The sequence below is a fragment of the Sporosarcina luteola genome, assembly GCF_023715585.1.
GTDB classification, from domain to species: Bacteria; Bacillota; Bacilli; order Bacillales_A; family Planococcaceae; genus Sporosarcina; species Sporosarcina luteola_D.
In genome coordinates this window covers 36,453-61,226 of the sequence record NZ_JAMBOK010000005.1, presented here as the reverse complement: position 1 = coordinate 61,226, position 24,774 = coordinate 36,453, and the positions used below count along the sequence as shown (strand labels likewise).

Here is a 24,774-nt window from a genome sequence, read left to right as displayed (position 1 = left end):
CACTTCCCAAGTATAGTTCCTGGGCGAACGGGAATCGTAAAGCCAACATATCCAAATGGAGGATTGGCGATGACAAACAATAACTGGACTGGGAAATGCACATCATGAAGTACTTATTGCTCGTCTGCGCAGCCATCTTAGCAATAGGAATTTCCGAGATTTCAAGCAATGCTATGATTCTAGACTCAACGACGAAAAACACCGTGAAAAATGAAGCACTTTTTCAAGAGATTAAATCTTACGGTGAGCAGCATGAAATCAAACCGATCGATGCAAAGGTGGACAGGGTCTGGAAGGCGATGCCGGGATATAATGGTTTGATTGTAGACGTCAACGCGAGTTATGAAAAGATGAAGGCAGCAGGAAAGTTCGATGAGACAAAGCTTGTTTTTAAAGAAGTCCCTCCAGCTGTTCATTTGGATGACTTGGATCCTCAGCCGATCTTCAGGGGGAATCCTGAAAAGCCGATGGTATCCCTTCTGATCAATGTGGCGTGGGGTGATGAATATATCCCGCCCATCCTCAAAATCCTGAAAGATCAACAAGTAAAGGCAACTTTTTTCTTTGACGGCAGTTGGACGAAGAAAAATCCCGATCTGGCATTGATGATTTATAATGAAGGTCATGAAATCGGCAACCATGCATACAGTCATCCTGATCTACAAAAGCGCTCTAGGACCGAGACGATGGAAGAAATCTCAAAGACAAATGATGTCATTGAGCAAACAATCGGCTTCAAGCCGAAATGGTTTGGACCGCCTAGTGGAAGCTTCAATCAACAAACGATTGATGTCGCACATGAACTTAACATGAAGACGATATTATGGACGGTCGATACGGTAGATTGGAGAAAACCTGAGCCCTCTGAAATGGTGCGCCGCGTCGTATCAAAAGTGGAGAACGGCTCAATGATCTTGATGCATCCAACCGACCCCGTCGCTAAAGGGCTTGGGGCAATGATAATAGATATTAAAGCGAAAGGGCTTCGACTTGGAACAGTGAGCGACCTGATGAGCGAACAACGAATTAAGTGAAAAACGCCTGGCGTTTGATGAAATATCATCAAATTCCGGGCGTATTTTTCGGATCTTATATGACGAATGAACAAAAAGAAAAAATGCCAACCAATCGGCTGACAGTTTACTTTTTTCCATATCCCGTCTTTTTGTCCAATAAGCGCATGACATCTTTGGCGTTGTCAATCACATATTGAATTTCACTTAAATCCCGTTCCATAAGAGTTGATCGATGAATTTCAATTAATAGCTATTTATCTGTAACATCTTTGGTATCTGATAGGTTCTGGAAGTTGAATATTTCCATTGGTGCGACTTCTAAGGAATCCATGACTTTTTCCAGCGTTCCCAATGTGGCATTGCCTTTTCCATTTTCAATTTCAGATATACTTGCTCTTGCAATACCCGCTTTTTCAGCCAAATCCTCTTGGTTCATTCCCTTTGATTCTCTGATCATCCGCAAATGTTCTCCTACAAGCCGGATGAAGTTTGAAGCGGTTGCCATGAATTATCACCTCTACCTATGAGGGTAGAGTAAAATATCGGTATTGATGATCCGCGTATGTAATACAAAGTAATCGGTTTGTTCTATATAACGTACACAGATGTGTGTTCATTAAGAAGTTACAAAATACGAATTTGGGACTGTTCCAGAAACGCCAGAAAAATGGTAAACTGGATAGGTTCTACTCTTATGAAGGAAGTGTTTTACTATGATTGGACGTAATGATCCTTGCCTTTGCGGCAGTGGGAAGAAATATAAGAAATGTTGTCAGTCGAAAAATGCAGTTTCCATTGAAACTGTTCAACAAGATGAACTGGAACGCGCATTGCAGACTTTCTACGACGAGTATCCGGAGCGGAAGGATATCCCGGATTATTTAAAGTTGGCGAATGAATGGAAGCAGTCGTTAGGCAACTTCATGCCTGAAGAAATGATTGAGGCGATTGCGATGGATGAATTCTTTTTCAACCATCGATCTGATATCTGGTTAGGGTATTTGGATAAACAGAAAAAAAGGCTTTTGCGTCCATCGGTTCTGAAAGTGGTTGATACGTGGCACAACCCGCGATCGTTCATCGGGGAAGTTATCGAAGTGGATGATACATATATAACTGTTCAAATGATCTTCAATGATGAAATAATCAAGCTTCGCCGGGAAAGCGAAAAGCCGGTACCTGTGGGCGTCCACTTATTCTGTTTCGTATTGCCTGACGGTACAGGGAATGAAAATCACTATTTAGCAGTGTCGAGCTTGATCTTCTTTCCAACGGATCATACGAATGCAATTCAGGAATTCGCAAAAAGGTTTTCATCTGAAGAAGCATTATCGGCGCCTACTTTCCTAAAGGAAAATGCATTGGATTTCTGGAAATGCCTTGGTGAAGATGGGTATGAAGGCGGCGAATTCACCAATTTCGAAGCTGGCGTTCTGTTATCTGCAATCGAATTTTTGGAAAAGCATAATCGGGATTCGAAAGAGCTGCTAGATGTAGTGGAAGATTTTCTAGTGGAACAGCAGCCGAATGCACGGAAGGAAATGGCGATTGCCGCAGGTGCAATCCGTTTCGGACAAGATAATTCATTTTTTGAACCAATCTCCATGTCGTTGAAGGAAATTGCTGAGTGGTTTGAGGTTTCACCTTCTTCCATGAATAAATATTCTAAAGACCTCGAGGCGTATTACAAAGCCAAAGTTACAAATTAATAGACCTATTTTCCACCTAGCTTCTCTAAGCGGCAGGTGGATTTTTTATTCTCTATCTTTATTGTCAGAAGATTGGTAGAGTTAATTCATTAAAAGAAAAGGAGATGGGGAAAATGGCATGGCCGACGCATATTGTAGCTTGTGGGGGGCTTGTTGAAGACAGCGATGGCAATATTTTAATCGTGAAAACCGAACACGGCGGATGGGTGTTTCCAGGCGGGCAGGTTGAAGTCGGGGAGAATTTGATGGATGGCGTAATCCGGGAAGTGAAAGAGGAGAGCGGCATCGATGTGGAAGTGTCGCATTTGATTGGCGTGTACACGAATTCAGCCCTTTATAAATGGTATGACGGAGTGACGGATGTTCCGACAAAAGTGATGTTCGACTTTGCCTGCAAGCCTGTCGGCGGAGAGCTCTGTACATCGGACGAGACGTCGGATTGCAAGTGGGTTCCTAAAGATGAAGTGCTGGAATACATTACACAGCCTGCAATCCGAGCCCGTATTGAAGAGTATTTTAAGTTTGACGGGCATGTGGAGTATAAAGAATATGTTACACATCCTGGATTTGAAGTGAAAGTGAGCAGGAAGGTGTAGGGGGAAACTTGATGCTAGTGCAGTTATGCGTGAATAAATTGCTTTATGCGTCTTTGCTGCGATTTATGAGCATATAATCGCGTTTATGCGTGCTTTCAAGGATTTATGCGCATTTGCGTGCCTTTATGCGTGAATAAACGATTTTATGCGTATCTACAGGAAAATTCGTATCCAATACAGACCAAAGTACGAGTTTGCCAGATTTCATTTACAATAAAAAATTCTTCGTCTATACTAATGGCAACATAAATTACAACTACATACCGTTTCTGCACTAGGGGTGCCCAATATTGGCTGAGATGCGAGCAATGGCTCCGATCCCTTATAACCCGATCAGGATAATACCTGCGTGGGGAAGTGTAGTGGCTTTCCGATTGTTTCATATTGGAGAAGTACTACATCTTCCGGGATGTAGTTTTTTTTATGAAATTTTTTCGGGGGGTTGAAGGAAATGGAATGTGGATTAAGTCCAATCGTCGGATTCCGTTTTTCGTTATATCCGATGGCAGATGATTTTGTAAGTGTAATAAAAGGAGCGCTGGAAAAGACGGACACGTCCAATGTGTGGATGCATACAGATGATGTATCTACCGTCATGCGCGGCAAGCAGGTCCATGTCTTTAACGTGGCAAAGGCGATTGCGTTGCATGCCGCGAAAACCGGCAAGCATATTGCGTTATCCGGTACTTTTTCGGCGGGATGCCCAGGTGATACAGCGGGCGATGCGTATTTGGACAAGGCCGAGAAGATCGCCAATACGGATGGGACTAATCAATATGTGTCCTCACAATTTGCGCTGTATCCAATGAATAATCCGGCATACATGGATATCATTTATCGCGAAGTGGACAGGGCGAAAGAGCAAGGCGTCTTTAATGAATCGATGCATTATGCGAGCGGTATCCATGGGGATATCCATGATGTATTTGCATTTTATGAAGAGGCTTTCAGCAATGCGCGTTCTGAAGGGCATAAGCATCTGGTCATGACGGTTTCGATGAGCATCAACAGTCCGTCGCACGGAGGACTGTAACATGCTCAAGTCATGGAAGTTGAAAGAAGTCGTCCTCATGTCGTTGTTTTCAGTCGTATTCGGGATTGTCTATCTACTGTTTTTACATGTCGGCAATATTTGGGCAGGGTTTATTGGGCCGATCGCTTATGAATGGATTTTCGGCATTTGGTTCATCGTGTCGATCATCTGTATGTATATTATCCGAAAACCTGGGGCTGCCGTCATTTCGGAAACGATTGCTGCCGCCATCGAGGTGCTGTTAGGGAATGCGGTAGGTCCCCGGTTGATCCTTGCAGGTATTATACAAGGGCTAGGGGCCGAGGCGGCTTTCGCTGCAACGCGCTATCGTCGATTTGATATATGGGTGCTGATGTTGGCCGGTGTAGGCGCGTCGGTGTTCAGCTTTATCTATGGCTATTTTCTAGGCGGATTCACGGTATTCAGCACAGGCTATGTGCTGCTCATGTTTGGCATCCGGATTGCCAGCGGAGCGGTCATTGCCGGCATTGGGGGTAAGGCGGTCGTCGATGGATTGCTTGCTACGGGATCACTCCGAGGCTATCCGATTACGCGTGCGAAAAAAGGTGAGGCGCGTGCGTGAAGTGATCCGGTTCGATAATGTTAGTTTCCGCTATCCCGACGAGGAGGAATGGATTCTTGAAGATCTTTCATTCTCCGTGGTTAGCGGAGAGAGGGTTGTCATAACGGGGCCGAGCGGGAGCGGAAAAACAACATTGCTTTATCTATGCAACCGACTGTACCCGGAAAACTGCGATGGCATCGTAAAGGGTTCCGTTACTTTATTTGATAAAGAAAGCCAGTGCTATTCGCCGGGTGAAGTGAATCATCGTATCGCGACTGTGTTTCAAGATCCGGATGCGCAGTTCTGCATGATGACAGTCGAAGAGGAGCTTGCTTTCACGCTTGAAAACTTGAATGTGGAGCGGGAGGAAATGGTTGGACGGATTCAGGCCGTTTTGGAACTGACAGGATTGACCAAGTTCCGTCATTCTGTCATCCAACAGCTATCCGGAGGGCAAAAGCAACGGATTGCAACAGCATGTGCATTGATCATGGAGCCGGAAATTCTGCTGCTCGATGAGCCGATCTCCCATTTGGATCCGTACACCGCGAAGCAGTACATCGATTGGCTGGATAAGCTTCAACAGGAACGGTCTTTGACAATCTTGGCGATTGAGCATCGGCTCGATTTATGGGGAGGCTTTTTCGATCGTGAATTTCAGTTGGAGCGAATAAATGACGCGAATCCAATGGTGAAAAGGATCAGCAGCAAACAGGAAGGTCGGTCATTGCAAGTAGCAAAAGTCGGCACGCAGTCATTTCTACAGGAAGTTTCATTCACAATGAACCGGGGAGAAGTGGCGATTCTTGCCGGACCGAATGGGAGCGGGAAATCGACATTGCTGAAAGCGCTATGTAAATTGATTCCTGCGAGTGGAACTGTGCGCCCCTCCCATTTAGGCTATGTCCTTCAATCACCGGAATTTTTATTCGTGACGCAAACGGTACGGGATGAGATTGCTTTCGGCGGCGGCACGGATACAGATGAATTGCTGAGCCGATTGCATTTGGCAGCAATTTCGGAAGCCCATCCGTTTGCCGTGAGCCATGGGCAAAAAAGGAGAGTGGCGATTGCTGCGATGCTGTGCGACGGCAGGGAAATCATTTTGATGGATGAACCGACGTCCGGACAAGATGCTGCATCCTTGGCGGAGTTATTCCGGTTAATCGATGAGCGGGCTAAAGAAGGGACTACCTTCTTGATCGTCACCCATGATATGGAGTTTGCGTTTCATGTGGCGGATTCGATTTTATTAATGAATGAAGGCACGTTGACTGGGAAGTTTGACGCTGATCAAGTTTGGCGTGATGAAGAATTACTGGCGAATCATCATCTGCTTCAGCCGAAGGGGTGGGTGGGACATGAAGTCTGCTTTGCATAATATGAATCCTGCTGCAAAGTTCATTGTCGTCACGATTTGCATGTTGACGATGGCATTCTTCTTCAATCCATGGACGCCGTTGCTCATGTGGATCGGAGTGCTGCTCATCCAGCTGTTGTTCAGCAGGATTGATTGGAAGCTATGGATTCTGTTCATGATTCCCTTTCTCATCATGGCGTTCGGTTATTTTTGGACGACACTCGTCTTTGCAGAAGACAAGTCAGGGCCTGTCGTTCTATCGATTTGGTCGATTAACATCACGGAAGTCCAGTTGAATCACGCATTGTCATTAAGTTTTCGTGTCTTGGCGTTCTCTGGCTTATCACTATTATTCGCATTGACGACAAATCCCGTTTCATTCATTTTAAGTTTAATGCAGCAAATGAAGCTCTCGCCGAAAATCGCCTACAGCATTTTGGTCGGATATCAGTTCCTTCCTGTCCTGAAAGATGAATTTGTGCAAATCCAGCAAGCCCATCGGCTCAGAGGCGCGATGCAAGACAAAAATGCAATCCGCCGATTGCTGCATATGCGGAAGATTCTTCTTCCGATGCTAGCGGGTGCTGTCCGAAAAGCGGAAAGGGCCGCATTTGCAATGGAGGCGAGAGGATTCACAGGTGAGCAAAGGACAAGCTTTTACAAAGTCATTCGTGTCGGCAGATTGGACGGGTATTTGGTTAGTCTCTTCATGCTACTGCTCATCATAAGTTGTACCAGTGTTTTATATATCAATTAAGTTCTCGGGGTCCACTTAAAGTGGGGTTACTAGGAAAAGCTTCGAAGGCAGACGCCTGTCGAAGCTTTTTATTGCGGGTCGAAGGTCACGAAACGACGATAAAGTTGTGAAAATGACCGATAACTTCCTAGAACTGATCGATAACTCGTCTAGAATGATCGATATAACTAAGAATATGACCGATAACCACCAGGAAATGACCGATAACTTTCCGGGGACCATGGGGAACAACTCCAAGATTGAAAACGTCAAGCTCTTGAGATTAAAACGGAGTCAATAGGAGGAGCCATGTGGTTAATTAGTACATATGTCATCAATATGTTAGGCTATATGATCGTTGCAATGCCCGTATACGTCATTGCCCGAATCATCATCATAAAAATAAGAAAGCTGCCCGTCAGCAAATTACATGAACTGCTGCTAGCCTTATTCATCCTCTATTTAGTCGGACTCGCCTCCCAAACGATTATTCCGAGGTGGAATCTGGGCGTGGACGGGAGTACGGGAAGATTCTTTTTTGATGTTTCTATTTTTGATCGTCAATCGAGCGTCAATCTCTTCCCGTTCCGGACAATTATGAATTATTTTCAAGCCAATGAGTATGTGAGTGGTTGGAGCAGCGTTTCGCTCGTGAATCTTCTTGGCAACTTGTTCGTGTTTTCTCCGATTGGAATTTTCGTCCCTCTATTATGGCGGAGGATGGATTCATTTAAAGCAATCGGGTTTGTAGGGTTCGCGGTCACTTGCTTCATCGAAGGCACCCAATATTTCATCGGCCGCAGTACGGATATTGACGATATTATCCTGAACACAATCGGTGTAATGATCGGATATGGACTCTATCTCAGTTGGAAAGTGTTTAGACCTCACACAAAAACTGTTGACCGTAAATGATCATTTTGTTATGATAAATACAACTTTCAGAAAGCGGGTGATGTTTTATGGCTACAATCAATATGGCTATTGCACAATTGATCGGCACCATACATTCACCTGCCATGCCTTCGTAATAGGCATGTTTCTTCTGTTATGCGCGTGAAAGCATGGTGTCCGATCCGGAACCATGCTTTTTTATATGTATAATAGGAGGAAAACCATTGATTAACTTAAACGAATACGGATGGAATCAATTCCACCAAGAAAATATGAATACACTAGTAGCAGAACTGAAAGCGGACAAATACGTTCCAGGACGTGTAACGCTTGAACATAAACGGATGTACCGGGTGATGACGGCAGAAGGGGAATGGCTCTCCGTCTGCTCGGGGGCATTTCAACATGCGGCCCACGAACGAAGGGATTACCCTGCTGTCGGCGACTGGGTAGTCGTTGAAAAAATGCCCGGGGAAGAGCGGGGCATCATTCACGCCATCCTGCCGAGGACATCTCTCTTTTCAAGGAAATCAGCCGGGTCGACCATTTCCGAACAGATCATTGCGGTGAATATCGACATCGTTTTCCTCGTCATGTCGATGAACCACGACTTCAATGCAAGACGATTGGAACGTTACCTTGTAGCCGCCTATGATTCCGGAGCGACCCCGGTTGTCGTCCTGACGAAAATGGATGTTAGCGACGACCCCGATCATTATTTGGAGATGGCAAGGGCAATCGCATTCGGCACGGATGTTTTTCCGGTGAGCAATACGACGGGGGAAGGGATCGAGCGGATTACGAATCTGCTAAAAAACGGCAAGACGGCTGCATTATTAGGTTCTTCCGGCGTCGGAAAATCATCGCTCGTCAACTCGATTTGTGGCGAAGGAATGATGGCGGTGCAAGGTATTCGCGAAGATGACGCAAAAGGAAGACATACGACAACCCATCGGGAACTCATTAAGATACCGACAGGGGGCGTGCTCATCGACACACCGGGTATGCGAGAATTCCAATTGTGGAATGAAAGCGAGAGCCTCGACTCCGGGTTCAAGGATATCGAGGAACTGTCAGCTGCATGCAAATTCACCGATTGCGGGCATGAAAGCGAACCGGGCTGCGCAATCCGAAATGCACTTGAAACCGGAGAGTTATCAGCAGAACGTTATGGAAACTATGTTAAACTTCAAAAAGAAATCGCATTCCTCGATCGTAAAATGGACCGCCAAGCACAAGCAGCCGAACGGGACAAATGGAAGAAGATAACGAAGGGAATGCGGAAGCACCCATCTAAAAAGAGATAAATGATAGAGGCAGGGGCAAAGGCGGAATCCTTTGTCCCTGTTTTTGCTTGTTAGAGCGATAGAAGAATACTCTTTGCTGAATGGCACATTCTACAGATGAAATCTTCACATGAAAGATTGGGGAGTTGTAGATGGAGTCAATCTGGTTGGAGTATGCCTGGACGCTGTTAATTCTCATAGGCTTGGAAGCGTTATTATCTGCTGACAACGCGCTCGTACTTGCAGTTATCGCAAAGCATCTGCCGGAAGAAGAGAAAAAAAGAGCGATCAATTACGGAATCATTATGGCCTTCGTCTTCAGATTTGCTGCACTTTTTGCGATTTCTTTTATTGCAAATGTCTGGCAGATACAAGCGATAGGAGCAGCATACCTTCTTTATTTAGGATTAAAGCACGTCATCAAGGCCCGGTTCGGGAAAGAAAATAAGAACATTCATAAGGACGATGAAAAGGAAGCCGCCGGGAAAGGTTTTTGGCCGACTGTAGGAAAAATTGCGTTAGCCGATCTTGCATTTGCAATTGATTCGATTTTGGCTGCAGTTGCACTTGCACTTGGTCTTCCAGATTCACCACTCGGAGATATTGGAGGCATGGATGGTGGGCAATTTATCGTTGTAGTTATCGGCGGTGTTGCTGGTCTTGTCTTAATCAAGTTTGCTGCAACGTGGTTTGTGAAACTCCTCGACAAACGCCCTGCATTAGAAACAACAGCTTATGCCATTGTAGCTTGGGTTGGTGTCAAACTAGCGGTCATAACTCTTGCCCATGAGGATATAGGTGTTTTAAATCGAGATTTCCCTCACAGCACTGTTTGGAGCATCATTTTCTATGGGGTACTAGTAGCGATTGCCCTTATCGGTTGGTTTGCCCCCAGCAATAAATCAGGGAATGCGTTGGAGTAGATGATGGTAGGAAAATCATTAAAAGCGTAAAGAAGCCGGCAAATTGCCGGCTTCTTTCGTTTATGATCTTGGATTCTTATGAATTCTTTCTTTGCGCAAATCCTCTTTCATATCATCGAGGTTAATCGTATCCACTGTCTGCATGTCTTCATGCATATCGAACAAGCTTATGCGATCCGTAGAAGGAATTCCTTCAGGATGCGCCAAATAGCGAAAGTGGATGGTATCTCGAACTTCACCCTCCGTGGGCTGCTTTTCATCAGCCATAGCGCTTGCCTCCCTACATCTGTTTCCTTATAGGATTGGCAAGGACAGTGAATCTATTCATACCCGATCACTCATAGTGGACAACTGTGCTGGATTCAGCGCCTCCGTAATGGGGCAGCCGTCTTTTCTTTATTGGAAATCATTTTGCGGACAATTGGATATAGGACTGGAGCCCATTTAATTGCGGTCTTGATTACTCTTCCTAATTTCATGAAATTCGCCCCTTTCTAACCGTTTTCTTTAATTTCCCCTCTTCTGCAAATAAATAAACAAAAACCCCTATTTCTATGACAGTTTCACTATGTTAATCAACTTCTTGTTTGTCATATTCAAAACTTTTGAAAGAAATATGTTTGATTTTGAAAGTAATTGGACAGAACTGGGGAAATTGTTAAAGAGAGGAGCAACAATACTTGATTAAGATGAAAATGATGATGTTGACGGCAATAATGACACTCTCATTCAGTGCCGTGACAGAAGCAGCTCTATTCAGCCAAACAGAATCTGAAGAGGAGATTACAAATCTCTCCAAAGAAGAAGTGAGTCCGAATCTTATTGATATTCCTTTTGCCGAAATTTGGGAGGGAACGTTTCCCTTATTTTACCCGCCATTAGATTTATTGAAGGAAGAACCTGTAACATACACAGTTGTTGGAGGCGATAATCTATACCGGATCGCCTTGAATTTTGAGATGACAGTGCAGGAATTAATGAGTTTAAATAATTTGACCGGAGAAGTAATCCACCCGGGTGATGTATTGCTAATTAAGGGGGATCATCCCGGAAATGAAACAGCTGCGCTAGAAGCTGTCAAGGTTGCATCTGCCACTCAGGAATCAATTCCAGAAAATGCAAAAAAGAAACCGGCATTCAACACATCCGTTTCGAACCCCCCGGCAAGTTCGGGGACTGAAATGTTTGTAACTGCTACTGCGTATACCGCCTACTGTCCGGGGTGTTCCGGGACGACAGCTTATGGGATCGATTTACGCGCCAATCCAGATCAGAAAGTCATAGCGGTAGACCCGTCAATTATTCCATTAGGTACAAAAGTTTGGGTGGAAGGCTATGGGGAGGCGATTGCGGGAGATGTTGGCAGCGCAATCAAAGGCCATAAGATTGACGTTTTCATCCCTTCTTATGATAGTGCGATGCAGTGGGGCGTTAAAAAGGTGAAGTTGAAAATCATTAATTAACTAGATACGTATTGGGAATTGTTCATTAACTATTCCCAGTACGTTTCTTTTTGGAAGAAAACATTTCCGACTGAGTGAAGTTTCACTTTATCCCGCATTAACTGGCAGTAAGACTCCCACTAGGTGTGAGTCAACTGCCAGTAAAAGCCCGATTGGTTCAACTAACACTCAGTAGGAATAAAACATTTCCGACTGAGTGAAGTTTCACTTTATGTTACACTAGTAACTAATTGACCGTCGGTTGGAGGAATGAAAATGAGTGATATGAATCAGGAGCTATATGATTACTTGATTGACAATAGAGATGCCATTACGGATGCATGGCTGTTGGAACGCGAAGAGAAGGATGGCTCGATTTATTCCAAGGATGCCGGTGCTTGGTCAGAGCAGTTGCTGCGTGAGCAAAACAGGCTTACGAATTTGACAATTGCAAGTAGTTTATTGGAAGACCAGGAAGCATTTGAAACGAATAAAAAGAATTGGGCGAAGCTTGTTGCGGAAAGTCGTGTGAGTAGCAGGACGCCGATCTATGAAGTCCTTGAAGCATTAAGCAAGTTGAGGAAAACATTCTGGCAGTTTATTGAAAAGTTTGTCGATCGGGAAGGGGATCTTGTCCTTCGTGCTGATATTCTCAATTGGGGAATCGTTTTACATAAAGCGTTCGATGAAATCATAGTGGAGTTTACAACGAAATATGATGAGCTGATGAATTCGCGGCTCTTTGCTCAACAGAGCCTGATTGAAGAGTTGAATGCTCCGATCATCAAGCTTAATTCGACAATCGGGGTACTGCCGATTATCGGGGATGTTGATACGACCAGAGTCCAGTCAATTGGCGACTATGTCCCCACTAGGTGTGTGGAGCTTGACGTCAGCCATCTCTTTATTGATTTGTCGGGTGTTTCCATCATTGATACGATGGTTGCGAATCATATTTATCAATTGATGCAAGTGCTTGATTTGCTAGGGATCGAATCGACGATGACCGGTATCCGTCCGGAAATTGCTCAGACGTCCGTCCAATTGGGTCTGGATTTTTCAAGAATCCGTACGTTTGGTTCGTTGCAGTTGGCGCTTAAAAAGAATTTTAAGGATTTCGCTATATAATGAACGTAGAAAAAGAGTGTCCAGAACTTCGGTTTTAACCGTCAATCTGGACACTCATTTTAATTTAAATGTTTTATGTTGATTCCAAATAGATTCATTAGAATTGCCCCTTTTGCATCTTCAGTGATTGTTTTGGAGGTTATCACGCCATTCTCCGATACAGTCAACTTGAGGTCCTTTAACGTTGTTCTACCTGCAGGGGTCGCTAGTGTAACAATGTCAACATGAGTGAAGGTCGACTCGGGTGAGACTTGATTGAACACGCATCCTTCATGGAAGTCGGAAAGCTGCTTTTCGATTGTGGAAAATCGGTACAGTGGTCGGGAATCCCCATTCCGGTTTCTGATCAAATCAAAAATACCGTTGCCGGATTTCTGTACCGCATAAGTCCCACTTACGTCTGTGTGCGGGCTCCCATTCAACGGAATTGGCAGGATAGTGGAATCCCCGAATCCGACATCGACGAGATAAGACTGCTCCAAATGGACGAGGATGGCGGCATGCGTCTCAGGCTTCGCCCACTGTCCATTCGGCCGGTATACAGTGGCGGCGATGAGGGAAGCGTCATATCCGAGCTGTCTCAACAGCCAATGAAATAAACCGTTCAATTCATAGCAAAAGCCGCCACGTTTCCGAAGGACGACCTTTTCGTAAATCGTGTTCAAATTCAAATAGATCGGCACCCTGCGGATAACATCGAGATTTTCAAAGGGGACAGCGGTCATATGCAGACGTTGCAGTTCAGACAACTGTCGCAGGGAAGGTTGGTTGCCAGGTGATGCATGGAACCGGTCGAGGTATTTTTCAATCTCCATTCTATCGGCCTCCTAACAAGTAAGACCAGTATACCATTTTTATAATTATCAATACCCGGAAAAGCCGCTGCAAGGACAATGCTTGCAGCGGCTTTCCAGTATCAACAAAAAAAATATTCTCGACTAACCATTACTACAATTGGTCAACTATGCAAACGCATACAATGTTGAAACAGCAATTTGCGAAAAAAATGTAATACTTTCAGCTTATTACGAATATAAGGGTATTCATAACTAATGATATATGATAGTATAATAAAAAGATAATTCGGATATTAGAAGGACAGTAGATATCCGATGAGAGAATTGCGGGGGATTCATATGAGAAAACATAATATTGTTTGCATCGTCATCATTAGTGCATGCCTATTCCTCCTAGTCGGCTTCAACGACCAGACGAAGTGGGTTCATAATCCCAACTTGATAAGTATTGCCCATAGGGGCGCATCCGGTTTTGCCCCGGAAAATACCCGCTCTGCATTCCATAAGGCAGTGGAACTCCGTGCGGATTATTTGGAATGCGATGTCCATCTATCAAAGGATGGCGAGCTTATTATCATGCATGATGATAAAATCGACCGGACAACAAATGGAAGCGGCTACATTAAGGATATGACATTGGATGAGTTGAAAACATTGGATGCCGGAGGAACGTTTGGTATTGAGTTTCAGGGAGAACCGATTTTGACGCTCAACGAATTACTGGATGAATTCTATGACCAGATCGGATTATTAATCGAACTGAAAAATCCACAGTCCTATCCGGGAATCGAAGAAAAGGTCGTTTCGCTAGTGAAGGATTATAATGATATCAGTTCAATCATCATCCAATCATTCGATGTAGATTCCATGAAGAAAGTACATACTTTATTGCCGGACATTGAAGTGGCAATCTTGGTTCATCCTTCCGAGTCGCTATTATCCGCGAAGAAATTAGATGAATTAACATCATTCGCATCGTATCTCAATTTTAATGTGTCCTTCTTAAGCAAAAAGATGGTGGATAAGATTCACGAACGTGACAGTAAAGTCCTCGTCTGGTCGAAGAAAGACAAAAGGCTTGTGTCGAAAGCACAAAGATTCGGCGTTGACGGCATCATCTCGGACTTTTCAAAATGGCCGACAGAAGAACCGCTCTACTTAGCAAAGGAATAGCTGGATAGAAAAAGCCGAAAAGCGATTTTCGGCTTTTATTTTTTTGCTTTTTATTCCCGCCAGTCATTTGCCATTTTTAGCGGAAATGATGGGAGAAATATAGTATGATAGACGGAATGGATACGAACGGAAATAAAGAGTAAATCGTTCTATACTGTATTTGTCCATCACTACTATTGAGAGGAACTGTGAAGATTGATCATAAGCATTTTATATGAAGATAATCATCTACTTGTTGTTGAGAAGCCGGTCAATTTGCCTGTACAGGGCGATGACAGCGGAGATGATGATCTATTGACATTATTAAAAGCAGACCTGAAGAAGCGTCATCAGAAGCCGGGAAATGTCTATTTAGGTTTAGTGCATCGGTTGGACCGTCCGGTAGGAGGCGTCCTCGTATTTGCAAAAACGTCAAAAGCGGCTTCCCGGCTCTCCGACGTGCTGCGGAAAAGGGAAATGGAGAGGACGTATTTGGCTGTAGTCAGGGGTGGCTTAGGCGATGAGGGCCTACTCACGCATCATCTTTGGAAGGACTCGAGGAAAAACATCGTTCATGCTGTTGACGCATCCTACCCAGGTGCTAAGAAAGCCATCCTCCATTATGAAACAATCGACAGGAAGGACGGGATGAGCCTGCTCGCAATCCGGCTCCATACAGGCAGGTCGCATCAGATCCGAGTACAGTTGTCAGCATCGGGTGCGCCGTTGTACGGAGATCAGAAATACGGCCAGCATGTGAATCGGCCTGGACAGCAGATTGCGTTATGGGCACATACCCTTTCCTTCCCCCATCCGACGACAAAGGAAATACTTGCCTTCACGTCCCATCCGCCAGACGAGCACCCTTGGCATAGTTGGAAACGGGCGAGCGCAGGATTGTTGGTAAATTAGATTCAAGTTTGGCCCCGGTTGATTGACATCGAAAATCAGTACCCCTACACTTAGATAGAGAAAATATGTTGGAGGACACTATGACAAACCATCCGTTTATCCCGATCATTGTAGGGACTGATATCAATGCATACAATATGGCGATTTCTTTTCACGAGGCATACGGAATCCATCCGATCCTCGTCGGTAAGGAGCCTTTATCTTTCACAAGTTTAAGTACGATTCCAGGTGCAATTGAGTTGAATCCGAACTTGGGGGAAAAGGACGAGTTCATTCGCTTCTTGAAACAAGTTGCAAAAAAACATAAAACGCAAGGCAAAAAAATGCTGCTCATCGGAACAAATGATTTATATGTCCGTATGATCATCGAATGCCGTGAAGAGCTCAAGCGAGATTTTGTATTCAATTATATCGACGAGGAATTAATGAATAATCTGCTCGTTAAGAAAAACTTCTACCAGCTTTGCGCAGAGCATGGAATTGATACACCAGCAACGTATTTCCATTCCTGCGAAACAGATGACAGGTTCGATGAAGACGTCATGTTCCCTGTCATCATCAAACCGAGCAACGGTGTGCAATATTACAAGCACCCCTTTGAAGGCATGCAGAAAGTGTATAAAGTCGATTCTTATGAAGAAATCCAACAAGTCATCAAGACAATTAAGGACAGCGGTTATCGCGACGACTTGATCATCCAGGACTTCATCCCGGGCGATGATACATATATGTGGGATTCCGTTTTCTACATTAACAGCAAAGGCAAGTCCGAGCTGATTACGTTCGGACAAGTCGTTTTGCAGGAGCATACCGTGACAGCAATCGGCAATTATACAGCGGTCATCACCCGTTATAATGAAGAGATGATGCTGAAATTGAAAGGGTTCTTGGAAGCGCTCAACTACGTCGGCTACGCAAATTTCGATTTAAAATACGATCATCGCGACAAAAAGTTCAAAGTGTTCGAAGTAAATATCCGGCAAGGTCGTTCAAGTTACTACATCACATCATGCGGTCATAACCTGGCGAAGAATTTTGTCGATGACCTCATTTATGGCGTTGAAAAGCCGTTGACGCTTTTGGACGAGAAATTCCTATTCACCGTCGTTCCGAAAATCGTTCTGAGGAAATTTGTTGACAATGCCAAAGTGCGTAAAGAAATCGATCAGCTTATAAAGGCGGGCAAGTATGCAAATCCGCTGTTTTACAAGAGAGACAAAAGTTTCAAAAGGAAACTGTATCTTTTAATGAGGCAAATTAATTACTATCGGAAATATAAAAATAACAGATGGTCATGAAATCTCCCCGTTGCGTTTAACGCACCGGGGATTTTTTGTTACTTCTTCATTGTTTACAATTCCCGTTAAAGAGGAATAGATGATAGCTAACAATTTAGGAGGAATTAACACCATGAGAAAGCAAGAGAATCCCGTGATCGAAAACAAAAGGGATAAAATAATCGAAAGCCTTGTCGAAGAAGGTGTTTTTAAAATTAATGGAAAACAATTATATCAACTATCTTTATATGAGTTAATGAAACAGTATACAATGAAGGCAGAGTAAAACGATGTTGGGGGGATTTACTTGCAAGGAAAATTGGATGAATTGCGTCATGGATGGCTGGAAGAAGCGACAATCCTGCAAATGCAGGAAAAAATGGAGACCGGTCTTCTTACATCAGAAGAATTGACCGTTATGTATATGGATATAATTTCAGAAAAAGACCTTAATATCAATGCCATATTGGAACTGAATCCGCAAGCACTTCAAATTGCCCGATCGCTTGATGCGGAACGTCGCAAGGGTGCAGTACGTTCTTCGCTGCATGGAATCCCGGTGCTATTGAAAGACAATATGGACACAGGGGACGGCATGCATACGAGCTGCGGCTCGTTGGCAATGAAAGACCACTATGCCACCGAAGACGCATTTTTAGTGAAGAGACTGCGGGAAGCAGGTGCTGTCATCTTGGGCAAGACGAATATGACTGAATGGGCGAACTTCATGTCGGACAAAATGCGTAATGGTTGGAGTTCCCGCGGTGGGCAAGTGAATAATCCGTATGGGCTTTTTGATGTGGGAGGTTCGAGTTCCGGCGCAGCAGCTGCAATTGCTGCAAATATGGCAGCAGTCTCCATCGGAACGGAAACGAGTGGATCCATCATCAATCCATCATCACAAAACGCACTCGTCGGCATCAAACCGACTGTCGGATCCATCAGCAGAACCGGTGTCATTCCACTTTCATTCACCCAGGACACGCCGGGGCCAATGGCGCGGACTGTAGAAGACGCAGCAATCACATTCGGAGTAATGACAGGTTACGATGAAGCCGATCCAGTGACGAAGGAAGCTGAGCGTTTCAATGGAATCGACTGGCTGTCCTTGTGCGACACCGAAGCGCTTAAGGGAACGAGGATCGGAATCCCCCGATCAATTTTCGTCCGCGAGATTTCAACGGAAATGAAAGAGAAATTCGAAGAAGCTCTCCGTCGACTTGAGTCATTAGGAGCCGAACTAGTCGATCATATCGATTTAGGGACAATGGAAGACGATCTTGGTTATGACGTACTTCTGTATGAATTCAAAGCTGCATTAAATGGCTATCTTGGAAAAACGTCACCGACAAATCCAATACGTACATTATCCGATATTATCCAATTCAATAAGGAACATCCGGAAGAGACGTTGAAGTTCGGTCAAGTGCTGCTTGAAAAAGTGGATCGGACGAGTGGGACATTGACCGAGCCGGAGTATATTGAAGCATTGTTGCGCAACCGTCATTTGGCGGGAGAATTGGCTCTTGATAGGGCTTTCGACGAGCATAATATCGATGTGCTCGTATTACCGCAGGATCATGGGTGCAGTTTCAGTGCAGCGGCAGGGTATCCGGCTGTTACGGTCCCATCGTCCTTCACTAAAGAAGGCGAACCTTTTTGCATTACGCTATGCGGCAAAGCGTTTTCCGAACCGGAACTGATTGGCTATGCATACGCATTTGAACAATCTGCGCGTGCACGGAAAAAGCCCTGACTTGAAAGAAACTCGAATTCGGTCCATTATAAGATAAGGAATAGGGAAAGCAGGGATGAGAATGTCCTTCTTGGAAAAAATGGACGATACTATTAAGAATAAGTGGAAGTTTGAAAGGGAAACACCGATTCAATCGCAGATGATCCCTGAATTGTTAAATGGACGGGATGTAGTCGCGGAATCACCTACCGGAACCGGGAAGACGCTTGCGTATGTCTTGCCGATCCTTCAACAGGTCGACGGGAAGAAGATGCAGACACAAGCGTTGATCATGGCACCTTCCCAGGAGTTGTCGATGCAGATCGTCAATGTCATCCGTGAATGGGTGGAAGGAACGGACATTACCGTAACCCAACTGATTGGTGGGGCGAACATGCAACGGCAGGTTGAACGTTTAAAAAAGAAGCCGACCATCGTTGTCGGAACTCCGGGACGCCTCGTTGAGCTTGTAAAAGCGAAGCGCCTGAAGATGCATGATATCCGTTACATCGTGCTCGATGAAGGCGATCAGCTATTATCACGGGATTACCGAGTCATCGTGAAGGAGTTGATCGAAGCGGCCAATCCCGAACGTCAAGTTGCCGTCGTCTCCGCAACGATCACGGATGAAATTGAACTTGTTGCTAAAAAGCTGATGAATGATCCAATTCGGCTGCATGTCTCTGTCGAAGATATGCCGTTGTCAGGCAAAGTCGTCCATTCATTTGTGAAGACGGAAGCCCGGGATAAGACAAATCTTCTTCGAGGGCTAGCACATTTGCCTTCAATCAGGGCGCTTGCTTTTATGAATAATGTCGATCAGCTTCGGATGAAGGAGATGAAGCTGCAATATAATGAAGCACCTGTTGCGGTCCTCTACTCTTCAATGACGAAATTCGAAAGGCAAGAGACGTTGGAAAACTTCCGGAAAGGCGATATCCGGATTTTGATAGCAACCGATCTAGCTGCCCGAGGCTTGGATATACAAGGACTGACCCATGTCATCCACGTCGATGTCCCTCATACAGTGGAACAATACCTCCATCGTTCAGGACGGACAGGACGTGCAGGAGAGGACGGGGAAGTGCTTACATTGCTTTCGTATCCTGAAGAACGGACGTACAGGAAGCTTTCGAAAGGATTCAAGCCTGTCCAAAAGGTTTGGTATAAAGGGAAGTTGACCGAAGGGAATTCGAAGACGGTAGGCGGTCAGAAAGAAGTAAAGAAACCGAACAAGAAATGACAATCAAAAGCGTAGGGTGGCGAAACCGTTGCTCCTAACGCTACGCTTTTACTCGCAAAAGCCGTTCTTCGTGACGGCTTTCACTGCGACAGGCATAAAGCGGATCTGCGAAACGGCGTTTTTTGCCGTGTAGCAGAGCTGATTTATGACCCGAGCGGTTGCCACCCGGAGTCTAGACGACAAAAGGGCATTGCTGGTTTTAGTATCCAGCAATGCCCTTTCCTTGTTCTTATAACTGTGTCAAAATAATCGGTTCGTCTTTTGTCACGATGATTGTATGTTCAATTTGAGCGACAAGGGATTTATCCGGCGTGATGAACGTCCATCCGTCCCCAAGTTCAATAATGTGCTCGGCTTTCTCGGAGATGAACGGCTCGACCGCCAACACCATGCCTTCTTTCATCAATGTTTTATCCCATGCATCATAATAATTAAGAATATGCTGCGGCTCTTCGTGCAAGGATGTGCCGATTCCGTGTCCAGTCAAGTTCTTGATGACTTTCAGGCCGTTATCCTTCGCTTCCCGCTCGACTGCCTTCCCGATTTGGTTCAGACTTGAACCTGCTCTCACTTTTGTCATAGCACGGTCAAAAGCTTGTTTTGCCACGTCGCACAGCAATTGTTTCTTTTCGTCGGATGTACCGACGACGAATGAAATGCCGGTATCGGCAAAGTATCCGCCAAATGACGCGGACACATCGATATTGACAAGGTCGCCGTCTTGGATCACACGAGATCCGGGAATGCCGTGGGCAACTTCATGATTGACACTGATGCATGTATAGCCCGGGAACTCATATTGGTCAATCGGTGCTGATACAGCTCCGCGCTCAGCAAGAAGTCGTCCTCCGAGTTCATCAATCTCTTTGGTCGTAACACCAGGAACAGTCGCCGCTTTCATCGCTTCCCGCACTTCTGCGACGATGCGACCGATCTTTTTCAAAGCTTCGATCTCTTCGTTGTTCTTCACAATCATGATTTACAGGTCCCTTCTTTGAAACGTAATTTTCCATCTGATTATAACATAATTATTCATTCGTAAATAAACGTATGCCTTTCCTAGCTGATTTCCGCTGCAACGACTTATAATACTACCTACCTTTATACAGTCATACATTGATGATGGACCGGATTGGTAATTCCTAATCCGCTACGGAGGCCGTAAATCCAATAAAGGATTTATGTCCTTTTTTGTTGAATACTATAACTAACGTGGCGGTTAGTAGTGTAAGAAGATGTAGTAAACTGGAGGTCATATAATGAGTAAACGTATTATCTTTTCATACGCATTTTTCTTTATCGCAGTAACTACACAAATTATCGATTTAATATTTTCTTCCTCGGAATTGAATCGTGAATATTACTACAATAACTTACTTCAATTTGCATTACTTGTACTTATAGTAAGTCCAATTACAGGGATTGTATTAGGCTTATTCGCAAAAAGAGGAAAGCATAAACTTATCGCTATCGCATTAAATGCTATCTTTTTTGTTTCTATTTCACTAGTAGCGTTAGTAAATCTTTGGATAATAACATTTGGTAAATAAAACTTGCTTCATAATAAGTAGTAGAGAGGATGGCGTTCTATGGCACTTAAAGACTTTGCGTCTAGCTTTTTACTTATCATTAGTTGGTTACTGTTTTCTTTATGTGCATACGCACTTTATTGGACGATAGTAATACCTGGACTAGCCATTGTTCCTTTTCTCGTTTTTTTAATTTCTAGTTTGATCTGTTTTTACTGTTCGAGAAAACTTAATGCTAGGAGAAAAGCCAATTAGTTTTTGAAATGCTCCAAAGTGAGGAGGAAACAATATGTTAATCACTAAGAATAATGGGTTTGGTTTTCTTGATTTTCTTGTAGTAAGAGAAGATGAAATATATGATTATCATCCATTAGCTGGTTCATTTGCGGTAATAAAGTGTGATGAGAAATATCTTTTATGCTATAACACTATGAGAAAACAATGGGAATTGCCAGCGGGCAATAGGGAAGAAAACGAAACACCAAAGGATTGTGCAATCAGAGAACTTTACGAGGAAACAGGTCAAATCGTTTCCGATTTAGAATTTAAGGGGTTATTAAAAGTTGAAAACCAATTGAATACTAAAGTGAAATTCAATCCAATCTATTTTACTGCTCTAAATGAACTTCAGCCATTTAAAGAAAATAGCGAGACATCTGAAATAAAGTTATGGGATTTAAAGGAACTGGTTGGATGTGTAGATGAGGTAGACATCAAAATATTTGACTATATATAGAATATTGAACGCGTGCTTTACTTTTTATTGAATATAAGGGGAGTTTATTTGATTAAGGAAATGTAACTGTAGATTGTGAAATGCAAAATTGGGGTGAATATAATAGTACATAAAATGGGATTGTACGGAGAGTATTTTAAATCAATTAGAGAAGGAAAAAAGACAGTAGAGGTCCGTTTAAACGATGAGAGGCGAAGGGAAATTAAAGTTGGCGATAGTATCGAATTTATAAGGGTGCCTGAAGGAAATGAAACATTGAAGGTACAAGTTACGGACTTAAGACAATACGATACATTTGAACAAATGTATGAAGATATTCCGTTTCGAGATTTTGATTGTGAAGGTTGGTCAATGAAAGAAATGGTAGAAGGGACCTATGAAATATATACTCCGGAACAGGAAAAACAATGGGGAACATTGGCTATTACGATAAAGCATTAACCTGAAATTTTTAACGGACGGTCGTGTTTGAATAAAAAGGACCCTGAAGAGGTCCTTTTTCTTAACTCATATTCCTTTCATTCCTATCATTTCAATACTTTCACACCGTGGTAGACATTCCAGATGACGACGATTAAAAACAGAAGTCCATAGATGAGCATGAACAGGAAAGGAGCCAGTCCCCAAAAGTCAAATTGCCCCGTCAACATTGTGTGCATCCTGGATTCGTAGGAAATCATCGAAAATGAAAACAGGACGAAGCCGGCAATAAGAAGCACGACTGGTATAAGATGAGAGATTAGCGAACGTTTCGCATGCCCTTTCACATCATGATCATCCGTTACAAAAAAGACGATTGCAGGCAATAGAAGCGGTGAAAAGAAGATGCTGAAATAACAGAGGGCTGATAATAGTTTATTATTTGACATGGGCTTACCTCCCGCAATTCTAATAAGTAGTTTACAATTCATCTTGCTTATAAGTACTGTAACATATACAATGAATACGACAATTGAATTACATGACCACAAGGGGTGCCAATATGGCTGAGATTGGACATTCGTCCGGACCCTTCGAACCTGTAAGTTCATGCTTGCGTAGGGATGTGGATGGAAACTGACAACGATCGATGTCTCGGTTCTATCCGGGGTGTCGTTTTTTTGTTGCGAAAAAGTATTGATGCTGTTTACTAACCGTAGCCATGATGGGCATATTTCAAACATACCCATATGTGGAATGCCCGGTCGAGTCAGACGAACCGCTTTTTCATTCCGTATCCCTCCGACTAAAAAAAAGGGGGAATTACAATTGGATCGTAAAAGACTTCAGTTACTGTTGGAGGTTGCGATTTTAGGAGCTTTATCATTTGTACTGGATAACGTAACGTTATTCAAAATGCCTCAAGGCGGTTCCATTACGTTATCGATGCTGCCCATTATTTTGATGGCATATCGGTGGGGACTTGCGGGAGGACTATTGACTGGATTGATTACGGGTCTCCTGCAAGCTGTCATAGGAGGCTATATCATCCATCCAGTGCAAGGTGCATTGGACTATTTTGTTGCATACACAGTTGTTGGGTTTGCTGCCTTTACACATGGATGGTTAATTAAGAGCAAATTGGCGGGGCGCAAAGGTTCAATGGCTGCGGCAATTATTGTGGGGACCGTCCTAGGGGGGCTTCTTAGATTATCAGCCCACTTCCTAGCCGGCATGGTGTTTTTTGCTGATGCGGCGGGAGATAAGCCTGCTTGGTTATTCTCTTTAGGATATAATGCAACCTATATGATTCCATCCATTATATTGTGCGCTATCGTAGCAGTTGTATTATTTACATCTGCACCACGGCTCATTCAAAAGGGATAAAAAAGGAGTAGGCTCATGATGAACTCATGTGCCTACTCTATTTTTGTGGTCTGCACCTCTGCTTGAAAACAGGAAGATGCAGGCGATGATAACGGCGGATAAAAAGATGGCCGCTGCAGATATGAACAGCTCCTCCGTCCCATTCCTAACGGCAATCCCGATAAACGCCCAAACAAATACAAGATTCATCACATAATCCTTGTAGTGGTACATAAAATGTAAAGCGAACGCCGTGGAAATCGTTAAAAAGATGACCGCCCATAAAGGATCACTTAACCCGAACCCGGTCCAACCATGGATCATTAAAAAATAGCTGATATTTGAGACGGTTGTAATGAAAATCCACCCAGTGAGTAGGCTGAAGGGCACTCTACCAAGCATTCGGTTTTCCTGTTTTGGGAACGTGACATATAAAGTGAGCAGCACAATAAGCAAAGCTATTTTTGTAATGACCGTTCCAGTGAAAAATCCGAAGTGCCAAAGGGAAATCCATGCAATATGCAAAAGACAACTTGCTACGAAAAGGAAAGTGACGCGGTTTCGATGTGCGGAGCTCATCATATGGAAAGTCTTTTTGAAATTGAAAATCCAGAAAAAGATCATGATATAGAGCAACCAACAGATGAGTAATACGTAGTTTGCGGGCAAGAAAAGCAATGGCAGCCGACTCGTAATTTCGCTTGTTGTGTGTCCATTCAGTGAGTAGAAGCTTGCGGTTATATTTAATAGTATGACTGTACAAAGCGACAGGGTCATTAGAAGTATTCTTGACATAGTACATCCTCCCTCTGAACAGTATACATAGGAATGAGGAACTGTGCGAAGGAAAGTGTGAAGTTTCCGTCACAAATCCATTATTTCGAATGCCGAAGATTCATGGTATAATAAAAACATGGTTT

General features: G+C 43.9%; 28 protein-coding genes and 2 riboswitches. Of the genes, 22 read left to right on the top strand and 6 right to left on the bottom strand.

All coding sequences use genetic code 11. The annotated features are described in order from the left end of the window. Nucleotides 1–104 precede the first annotated feature (104 nt). A complete protein-coding gene (locus M3193_RS15615) occupies nt 105–1,034 on the top strand; it encodes a polysaccharide deacetylase family protein (protein WP_251629595.1) in 930 nt (309 codons plus the stop codon). 232 nt (nt 1,035–1,266) lie between these two features. Here the strand turns inward: M3193_RS15615 and M3193_RS15610 are convergent, their stop codons facing one another. Beyond that, the gene (locus tag M3193_RS15610; RefSeq protein ID WP_251629593.1) at nt 1,267–1,521 is read right to left on the bottom strand and encodes a helix-turn-helix domain-containing protein; all 255 of its coding nucleotides are present in this window, start codon (nt 1,519–1,521) and stop codon (nt 1,267–1,269) included. Nucleotides 1,522–1,729: 208 nt separating this feature from the next. Here M3193_RS15610 and M3193_RS15605 point away from each other — a divergent pair, with 208 nt between their 5' ends. The 9 genes from M3193_RS15605 (at nt 1,730) to M3193_RS15565 (ending at nt 10,118) form a co-directional block, all read left to right on the top strand. Further along, the gene (locus tag M3193_RS15605) at nt 1,730–2,725 is read left to right on the top strand and encodes a YecA family protein (RefSeq protein ID WP_251629592.1); all 996 of its coding nucleotides are present in this window, start codon (nt 1,730–1,732) and stop codon (nt 2,723–2,725) included. Between the two features lie 113 nt (nt 2,726–2,838). Continuing rightward, nucleotides 2,839–3,321, top strand: a complete 483-nt coding sequence (locus M3193_RS15600; RefSeq protein ID WP_251629589.1) for an NUDIX hydrolase — start codon at nt 2,839–2,841, stop codon at nt 3,319–3,321. A gap of 266 nt (nt 3,322–3,587) precedes the next feature. Then, nucleotides 3,588–3,694: riboswitch (TPP riboswitch) on the top strand. A 78-nt stretch (nt 3,695–3,772) separates the two neighbouring features. Further along, the gene (locus M3193_RS15595) at nt 3,773–4,354 is read left to right on the top strand and encodes a Ykof family thiamine-binding protein (protein WP_251629587.1); all 582 of its coding nucleotides are present in this window, start codon (nt 3,773–3,775) and stop codon (nt 4,352–4,354) included. Between the two features lies 1 nt (nt 4,355). Further along, a complete protein-coding gene (locus tag M3193_RS15590; RefSeq protein ID WP_251629586.1) occupies nt 4,356–4,937 on the top strand; it encodes an ECF transporter S component in 582 nt (193 codons plus the stop codon). Beyond that, a complete protein-coding gene (locus M3193_RS15585; protein WP_251629584.1) occupies nt 4,930–6,300 on the top strand; it encodes an ABC transporter ATP-binding protein in 1,371 nt (456 codons plus the stop codon). Before M3193_RS15590 ends, M3193_RS15585 begins: the two co-directional genes overlap by 8 nt. Then, nucleotides 6,281–7,036, top strand: a complete 756-nt coding sequence (locus M3193_RS15580; protein WP_251629582.1) for an energy-coupling factor transporter transmembrane component T family protein — start codon at nt 6,281–6,283, stop codon at nt 7,034–7,036. The genes M3193_RS15585 and M3193_RS15580 overlap by 20 nt, the downstream gene beginning before the upstream one ends. 288 nt (nt 7,037–7,324) lie before the next feature. Then, nucleotides 7,325–7,930 carry a VanZ family protein gene (locus tag M3193_RS15575; RefSeq protein ID WP_251629581.1) on the top strand — a complete coding sequence of 202 codons (606 nt, stop codon included), beginning with the start codon at nt 7,325–7,327 and terminating at the stop codon, nt 7,928–7,930. A gap of 206 nt (nt 7,931–8,136) precedes the next feature. Next, entirely contained in the window at nt 8,137–9,216 is a 1,080-nt protein-coding gene (gene rsgA / locus M3193_RS15570; RefSeq protein WP_251629800.1) for a ribosome small subunit-dependent GTPase A, read from the top strand. Nucleotides 9,217–9,347: 131 nt separating this feature from the next. Continuing rightward, complete coding sequence (locus M3193_RS15565) at nt 9,348–10,118, top strand: TerC family protein (protein ID WP_251629579.1); 771 nt, start codon at nt 9,348–9,350, stop codon at nt 10,116–10,118. 60 nt (nt 10,119–10,178) lie between these two features. On the opposite strand, the gene M3193_RS15560 is transcribed toward M3193_RS15565, so the two are convergent. Further along, on the bottom strand, nt 10,179–10,385 hold the full coding sequence (locus M3193_RS15560) for a hypothetical protein (protein WP_251629577.1): 207 nt from the start codon (nt 10,383–10,385) through the stop codon (nt 10,179–10,181). A gap of 422 nt (nt 10,386–10,807) precedes the next feature. Between M3193_RS15560 and M3193_RS15550 the strand changes: the two genes are divergently transcribed. Both M3193_RS15550 and M3193_RS15545 read left to right on the top strand, forming a co-directional pair. Then, entirely contained in the window at nt 10,808–11,581 is a 774-nt protein-coding gene (locus M3193_RS15550) for a 3D domain-containing protein (RefSeq protein WP_251629798.1), read from the top strand. Nucleotides 11,582–11,836: 255 nt separating this feature from the next. Continuing rightward, nucleotides 11,837–12,688, top strand: coding sequence for an STAS domain-containing protein (locus tag M3193_RS15545; RefSeq protein ID WP_251629572.1), 852 nt, complete (start codon nt 11,837–11,839; stop codon nt 12,686–12,688). Between the two features lie 59 nt (nt 12,689–12,747). Here M3193_RS15545 and M3193_RS15540 read toward each other — a convergent pair whose 3' ends face one another. Then, the gene (locus tag M3193_RS15540; RefSeq protein WP_251629570.1) at nt 12,748–13,503 is read right to left on the bottom strand and encodes an arylamine N-acetyltransferase family protein; all 756 of its coding nucleotides are present in this window, start codon (nt 13,501–13,503) and stop codon (nt 12,748–12,750) included. A gap of 321 nt (nt 13,504–13,824) precedes the next feature. Between M3193_RS15540 and M3193_RS15535 the strand changes: the two genes are divergently transcribed. The 6 genes from M3193_RS15535 to M3193_RS15510 all read left to right on the top strand — a co-directional run bounded on the left by M3193_RS15535 (nt 13,825) and on the right by M3193_RS15510 (nt 19,804). Continuing rightward, on the top strand, nt 13,825–14,658 hold the full coding sequence (locus M3193_RS15535) for a glycerophosphodiester phosphodiesterase (RefSeq protein ID WP_251629568.1): 834 nt from the start codon (nt 13,825–13,827) through the stop codon (nt 14,656–14,658). Between the two features lie 195 nt (nt 14,659–14,853). Further along, the gene (locus M3193_RS15530; RefSeq protein ID WP_251629566.1) at nt 14,854–15,549 is read left to right on the top strand and encodes an RluA family pseudouridine synthase; all 696 of its coding nucleotides are present in this window, start codon (nt 14,854–14,856) and stop codon (nt 15,547–15,549) included. Between the two features lie 80 nt (nt 15,550–15,629). Next, nucleotides 15,630–16,847, top strand: coding sequence for a carboxylate--amine ligase (locus tag M3193_RS15525; protein ID WP_251629564.1), 1,218 nt, complete (start codon nt 15,630–15,632; stop codon nt 16,845–16,847). Between the two features lie 112 nt (nt 16,848–16,959). Beyond that, a complete protein-coding gene (locus M3193_RS15520; RefSeq protein WP_251629562.1) occupies nt 16,960–17,112 on the top strand; it encodes a Fur-regulated basic protein FbpA in 153 nt (50 codons plus the stop codon). A 21-nt stretch (nt 17,113–17,133) separates the two neighbouring features. Further along, a complete protein-coding gene (locus M3193_RS15515) occupies nt 17,134–18,582 on the top strand; it encodes an amidase family protein (RefSeq protein WP_285852036.1) in 1,449 nt (482 codons plus the stop codon). Between the two features lie 61 nt (nt 18,583–18,643). Beyond that, entirely contained in the window at nt 18,644–19,804 is a 1,161-nt protein-coding gene (locus tag M3193_RS15510) for a DEAD/DEAH box helicase (RefSeq protein WP_251629560.1), read from the top strand. Between the two features lie 229 nt (nt 19,805–20,033). On the opposite strand, the gene map is transcribed toward M3193_RS15510, so the two are convergent. Next, nucleotides 20,034–20,780, bottom strand: a complete 747-nt coding sequence (gene map / locus M3193_RS15505) for a type I methionyl aminopeptidase (protein ID WP_251629558.1) — start codon at nt 20,778–20,780, stop codon at nt 20,034–20,036. Nucleotides 20,781–21,063: 283 nt separating this feature from the next. Between map and M3193_RS15500 the strand changes: the two genes are divergently transcribed. The 3 genes from M3193_RS15500 to M3193_RS15490 all read left to right on the top strand — a co-directional run bounded on the left by M3193_RS15500 (nt 21,064) and on the right by M3193_RS15490 (nt 22,510). Next, complete coding sequence (locus tag M3193_RS15500) at nt 21,064–21,354, top strand: hypothetical protein (RefSeq protein WP_251629556.1); 291 nt, start codon at nt 21,064–21,066, stop codon at nt 21,352–21,354. A gap of 268 nt (nt 21,355–21,622) precedes the next feature. Next, a complete protein-coding gene (locus tag M3193_RS15495; RefSeq protein ID WP_251629554.1) occupies nt 21,623–22,069 on the top strand; it encodes an NUDIX domain-containing protein in 447 nt (148 codons plus the stop codon). Nucleotides 22,070–22,183: 114 nt separating this feature from the next. Continuing rightward, on the top strand, nt 22,184–22,510 hold the full coding sequence (locus M3193_RS15490) for an ASCH domain-containing protein (RefSeq protein WP_285852035.1): 327 nt from the start codon (nt 22,184–22,186) through the stop codon (nt 22,508–22,510). Nucleotides 22,511–22,596: 86 nt separating this feature from the next. Here M3193_RS15490 and M3193_RS15485 read toward each other — a convergent pair whose 3' ends face one another. Further along, nucleotides 22,597–22,938 carry a DUF4870 domain-containing protein gene (locus M3193_RS15485; RefSeq protein WP_251629552.1) on the bottom strand — a complete coding sequence of 114 codons (342 nt, stop codon included), beginning with the start codon at nt 22,936–22,938 and terminating at the stop codon, nt 22,597–22,599. 91 nt (nt 22,939–23,029) lie between these two features. Further along, a riboswitch (TPP riboswitch) is annotated at nt 23,030–23,130 on the top strand. A gap of 187 nt (nt 23,131–23,317) precedes the next feature. Here M3193_RS15485 and thiT point away from each other — a divergent pair. Next, entirely contained in the window at nt 23,318–23,875 is a 558-nt protein-coding gene (thiT, locus tag M3193_RS15480; RefSeq protein WP_251629550.1) for an energy-coupled thiamine transporter ThiT, read from the top strand. A 24-nt stretch (nt 23,876–23,899) separates the two neighbouring features. Here the strand turns inward: thiT and M3193_RS15475 are convergent, their stop codons facing one another. Then, on the bottom strand, nt 23,900–24,649 hold the full coding sequence (locus M3193_RS15475; RefSeq protein ID WP_251629548.1) for a tryptophan-rich sensory protein: 750 nt from the start codon (nt 24,647–24,649) through the stop codon (nt 23,900–23,902). Between the last annotated feature and the right edge of the window lie 125 nt (nt 24,650–24,774).

What these genes read in the sequence shown, in the direction of transcription:
- M3193_RS15615 (WP_251629595.1), top strand. Translation starts at nt 105, where the DNA reads ATGAAGTACTTATTGCTCGTCTGCGCAGCCATCTTAGCAATAGGAATT.
- M3193_RS15610 (WP_251629593.1), bottom strand. Translation starts at nt 1,521, where the DNA reads ATGGCAACCGCTTCAAACTTCATCCGGCTTGTAGGAGAACATTTGCGG.
- M3193_RS15605 (WP_251629592.1), top strand. Translation starts at nt 1,730, where the DNA reads ATGATTGGACGTAATGATCCTTGCCTTTGCGGCAGTGGGAAGAAATAT.
- M3193_RS15600 (WP_251629589.1), top strand. Translation starts at nt 2,839, where the DNA reads ATGGCATGGCCGACGCATATTGTAGCTTGTGGGGGGCTTGTTGAAGAC.
- M3193_RS15595 (WP_251629587.1), top strand. Translation starts at nt 3,773, where the DNA reads ATGGAATGTGGATTAAGTCCAATCGTCGGATTCCGTTTTTCGTTATAT.
- M3193_RS15590 (WP_251629586.1), top strand. Translation starts at nt 4,356, where the DNA reads ATGCTCAAGTCATGGAAGTTGAAAGAAGTCGTCCTCATGTCGTTGTTT.
- M3193_RS15580 (WP_251629582.1), top strand. Translation starts at nt 6,281, where the DNA reads ATGAAGTCTGCTTTGCATAATATGAATCCTGCTGCAAAGTTCATTGTC.
- M3193_RS15575 (WP_251629581.1), top strand. Translation starts at nt 7,325, where the DNA reads ATGTGGTTAATTAGTACATATGTCATCAATATGTTAGGCTATATGATC.
- M3193_RS15565 (WP_251629579.1), top strand. Translation starts at nt 9,348, where the DNA reads ATGGAGTCAATCTGGTTGGAGTATGCCTGGACGCTGTTAATTCTCATA.
- M3193_RS15560 (WP_251629577.1), bottom strand. Translation starts at nt 10,385, where the DNA reads ATGGCTGATGAAAAGCAGCCCACGGAGGGTGAAGTTCGAGATACCATC.
- M3193_RS15550 (WP_251629798.1), top strand. Translation starts at nt 10,808, where the DNA reads ATGAAAATGATGATGTTGACGGCAATAATGACACTCTCATTCAGTGCC.
- M3193_RS15545 (WP_251629572.1), top strand. Translation starts at nt 11,837, where the DNA reads ATGAGTGATATGAATCAGGAGCTATATGATTACTTGATTGACAATAGA.
- M3193_RS15540 (WP_251629570.1), bottom strand. Translation starts at nt 13,503, where the DNA reads ATGGAGATTGAAAAATACCTCGACCGGTTCCATGCATCACCTGGCAAC.
- M3193_RS15535 (WP_251629568.1), top strand. Translation starts at nt 13,825, where the DNA reads ATGAGAAAACATAATATTGTTTGCATCGTCATCATTAGTGCATGCCTA.
- M3193_RS15525 (WP_251629564.1), top strand. Translation starts at nt 15,630, where the DNA reads ATGACAAACCATCCGTTTATCCCGATCATTGTAGGGACTGATATCAAT.
- M3193_RS15520 (WP_251629562.1), top strand. Translation starts at nt 16,960, where the DNA reads ATGAGAAAGCAAGAGAATCCCGTGATCGAAAACAAAAGGGATAAAATA.
- M3193_RS15510 (WP_251629560.1), top strand. Translation starts at nt 18,644, where the DNA reads ATGTCCTTCTTGGAAAAAATGGACGATACTATTAAGAATAAGTGGAAG.
- map (WP_251629558.1), bottom strand. Translation starts at nt 20,780, where the DNA reads ATGATTGTGAAGAACAACGAAGAGATCGAAGCTTTGAAAAAGATCGGT.
- M3193_RS15500 (WP_251629556.1), top strand. Translation starts at nt 21,064, where the DNA reads ATGAGTAAACGTATTATCTTTTCATACGCATTTTTCTTTATCGCAGTA.
- M3193_RS15495 (WP_251629554.1), top strand. Translation starts at nt 21,623, where the DNA reads ATGTTAATCACTAAGAATAATGGGTTTGGTTTTCTTGATTTTCTTGTA.
- M3193_RS15490 (WP_285852035.1), top strand. Translation starts at nt 22,184, where the DNA reads ATGGGATTGTACGGAGAGTATTTTAAATCAATTAGAGAAGGAAAAAAG.
- M3193_RS15485 (WP_251629552.1), bottom strand. Translation starts at nt 22,938, where the DNA reads ATGTCAAATAATAAACTATTATCAGCCCTCTGTTATTTCAGCATCTTC.
- M3193_RS15475 (WP_251629548.1), bottom strand. Translation starts at nt 24,649, where the DNA reads ATGTCAAGAATACTTCTAATGACCCTGTCGCTTTGTACAGTCATACTA.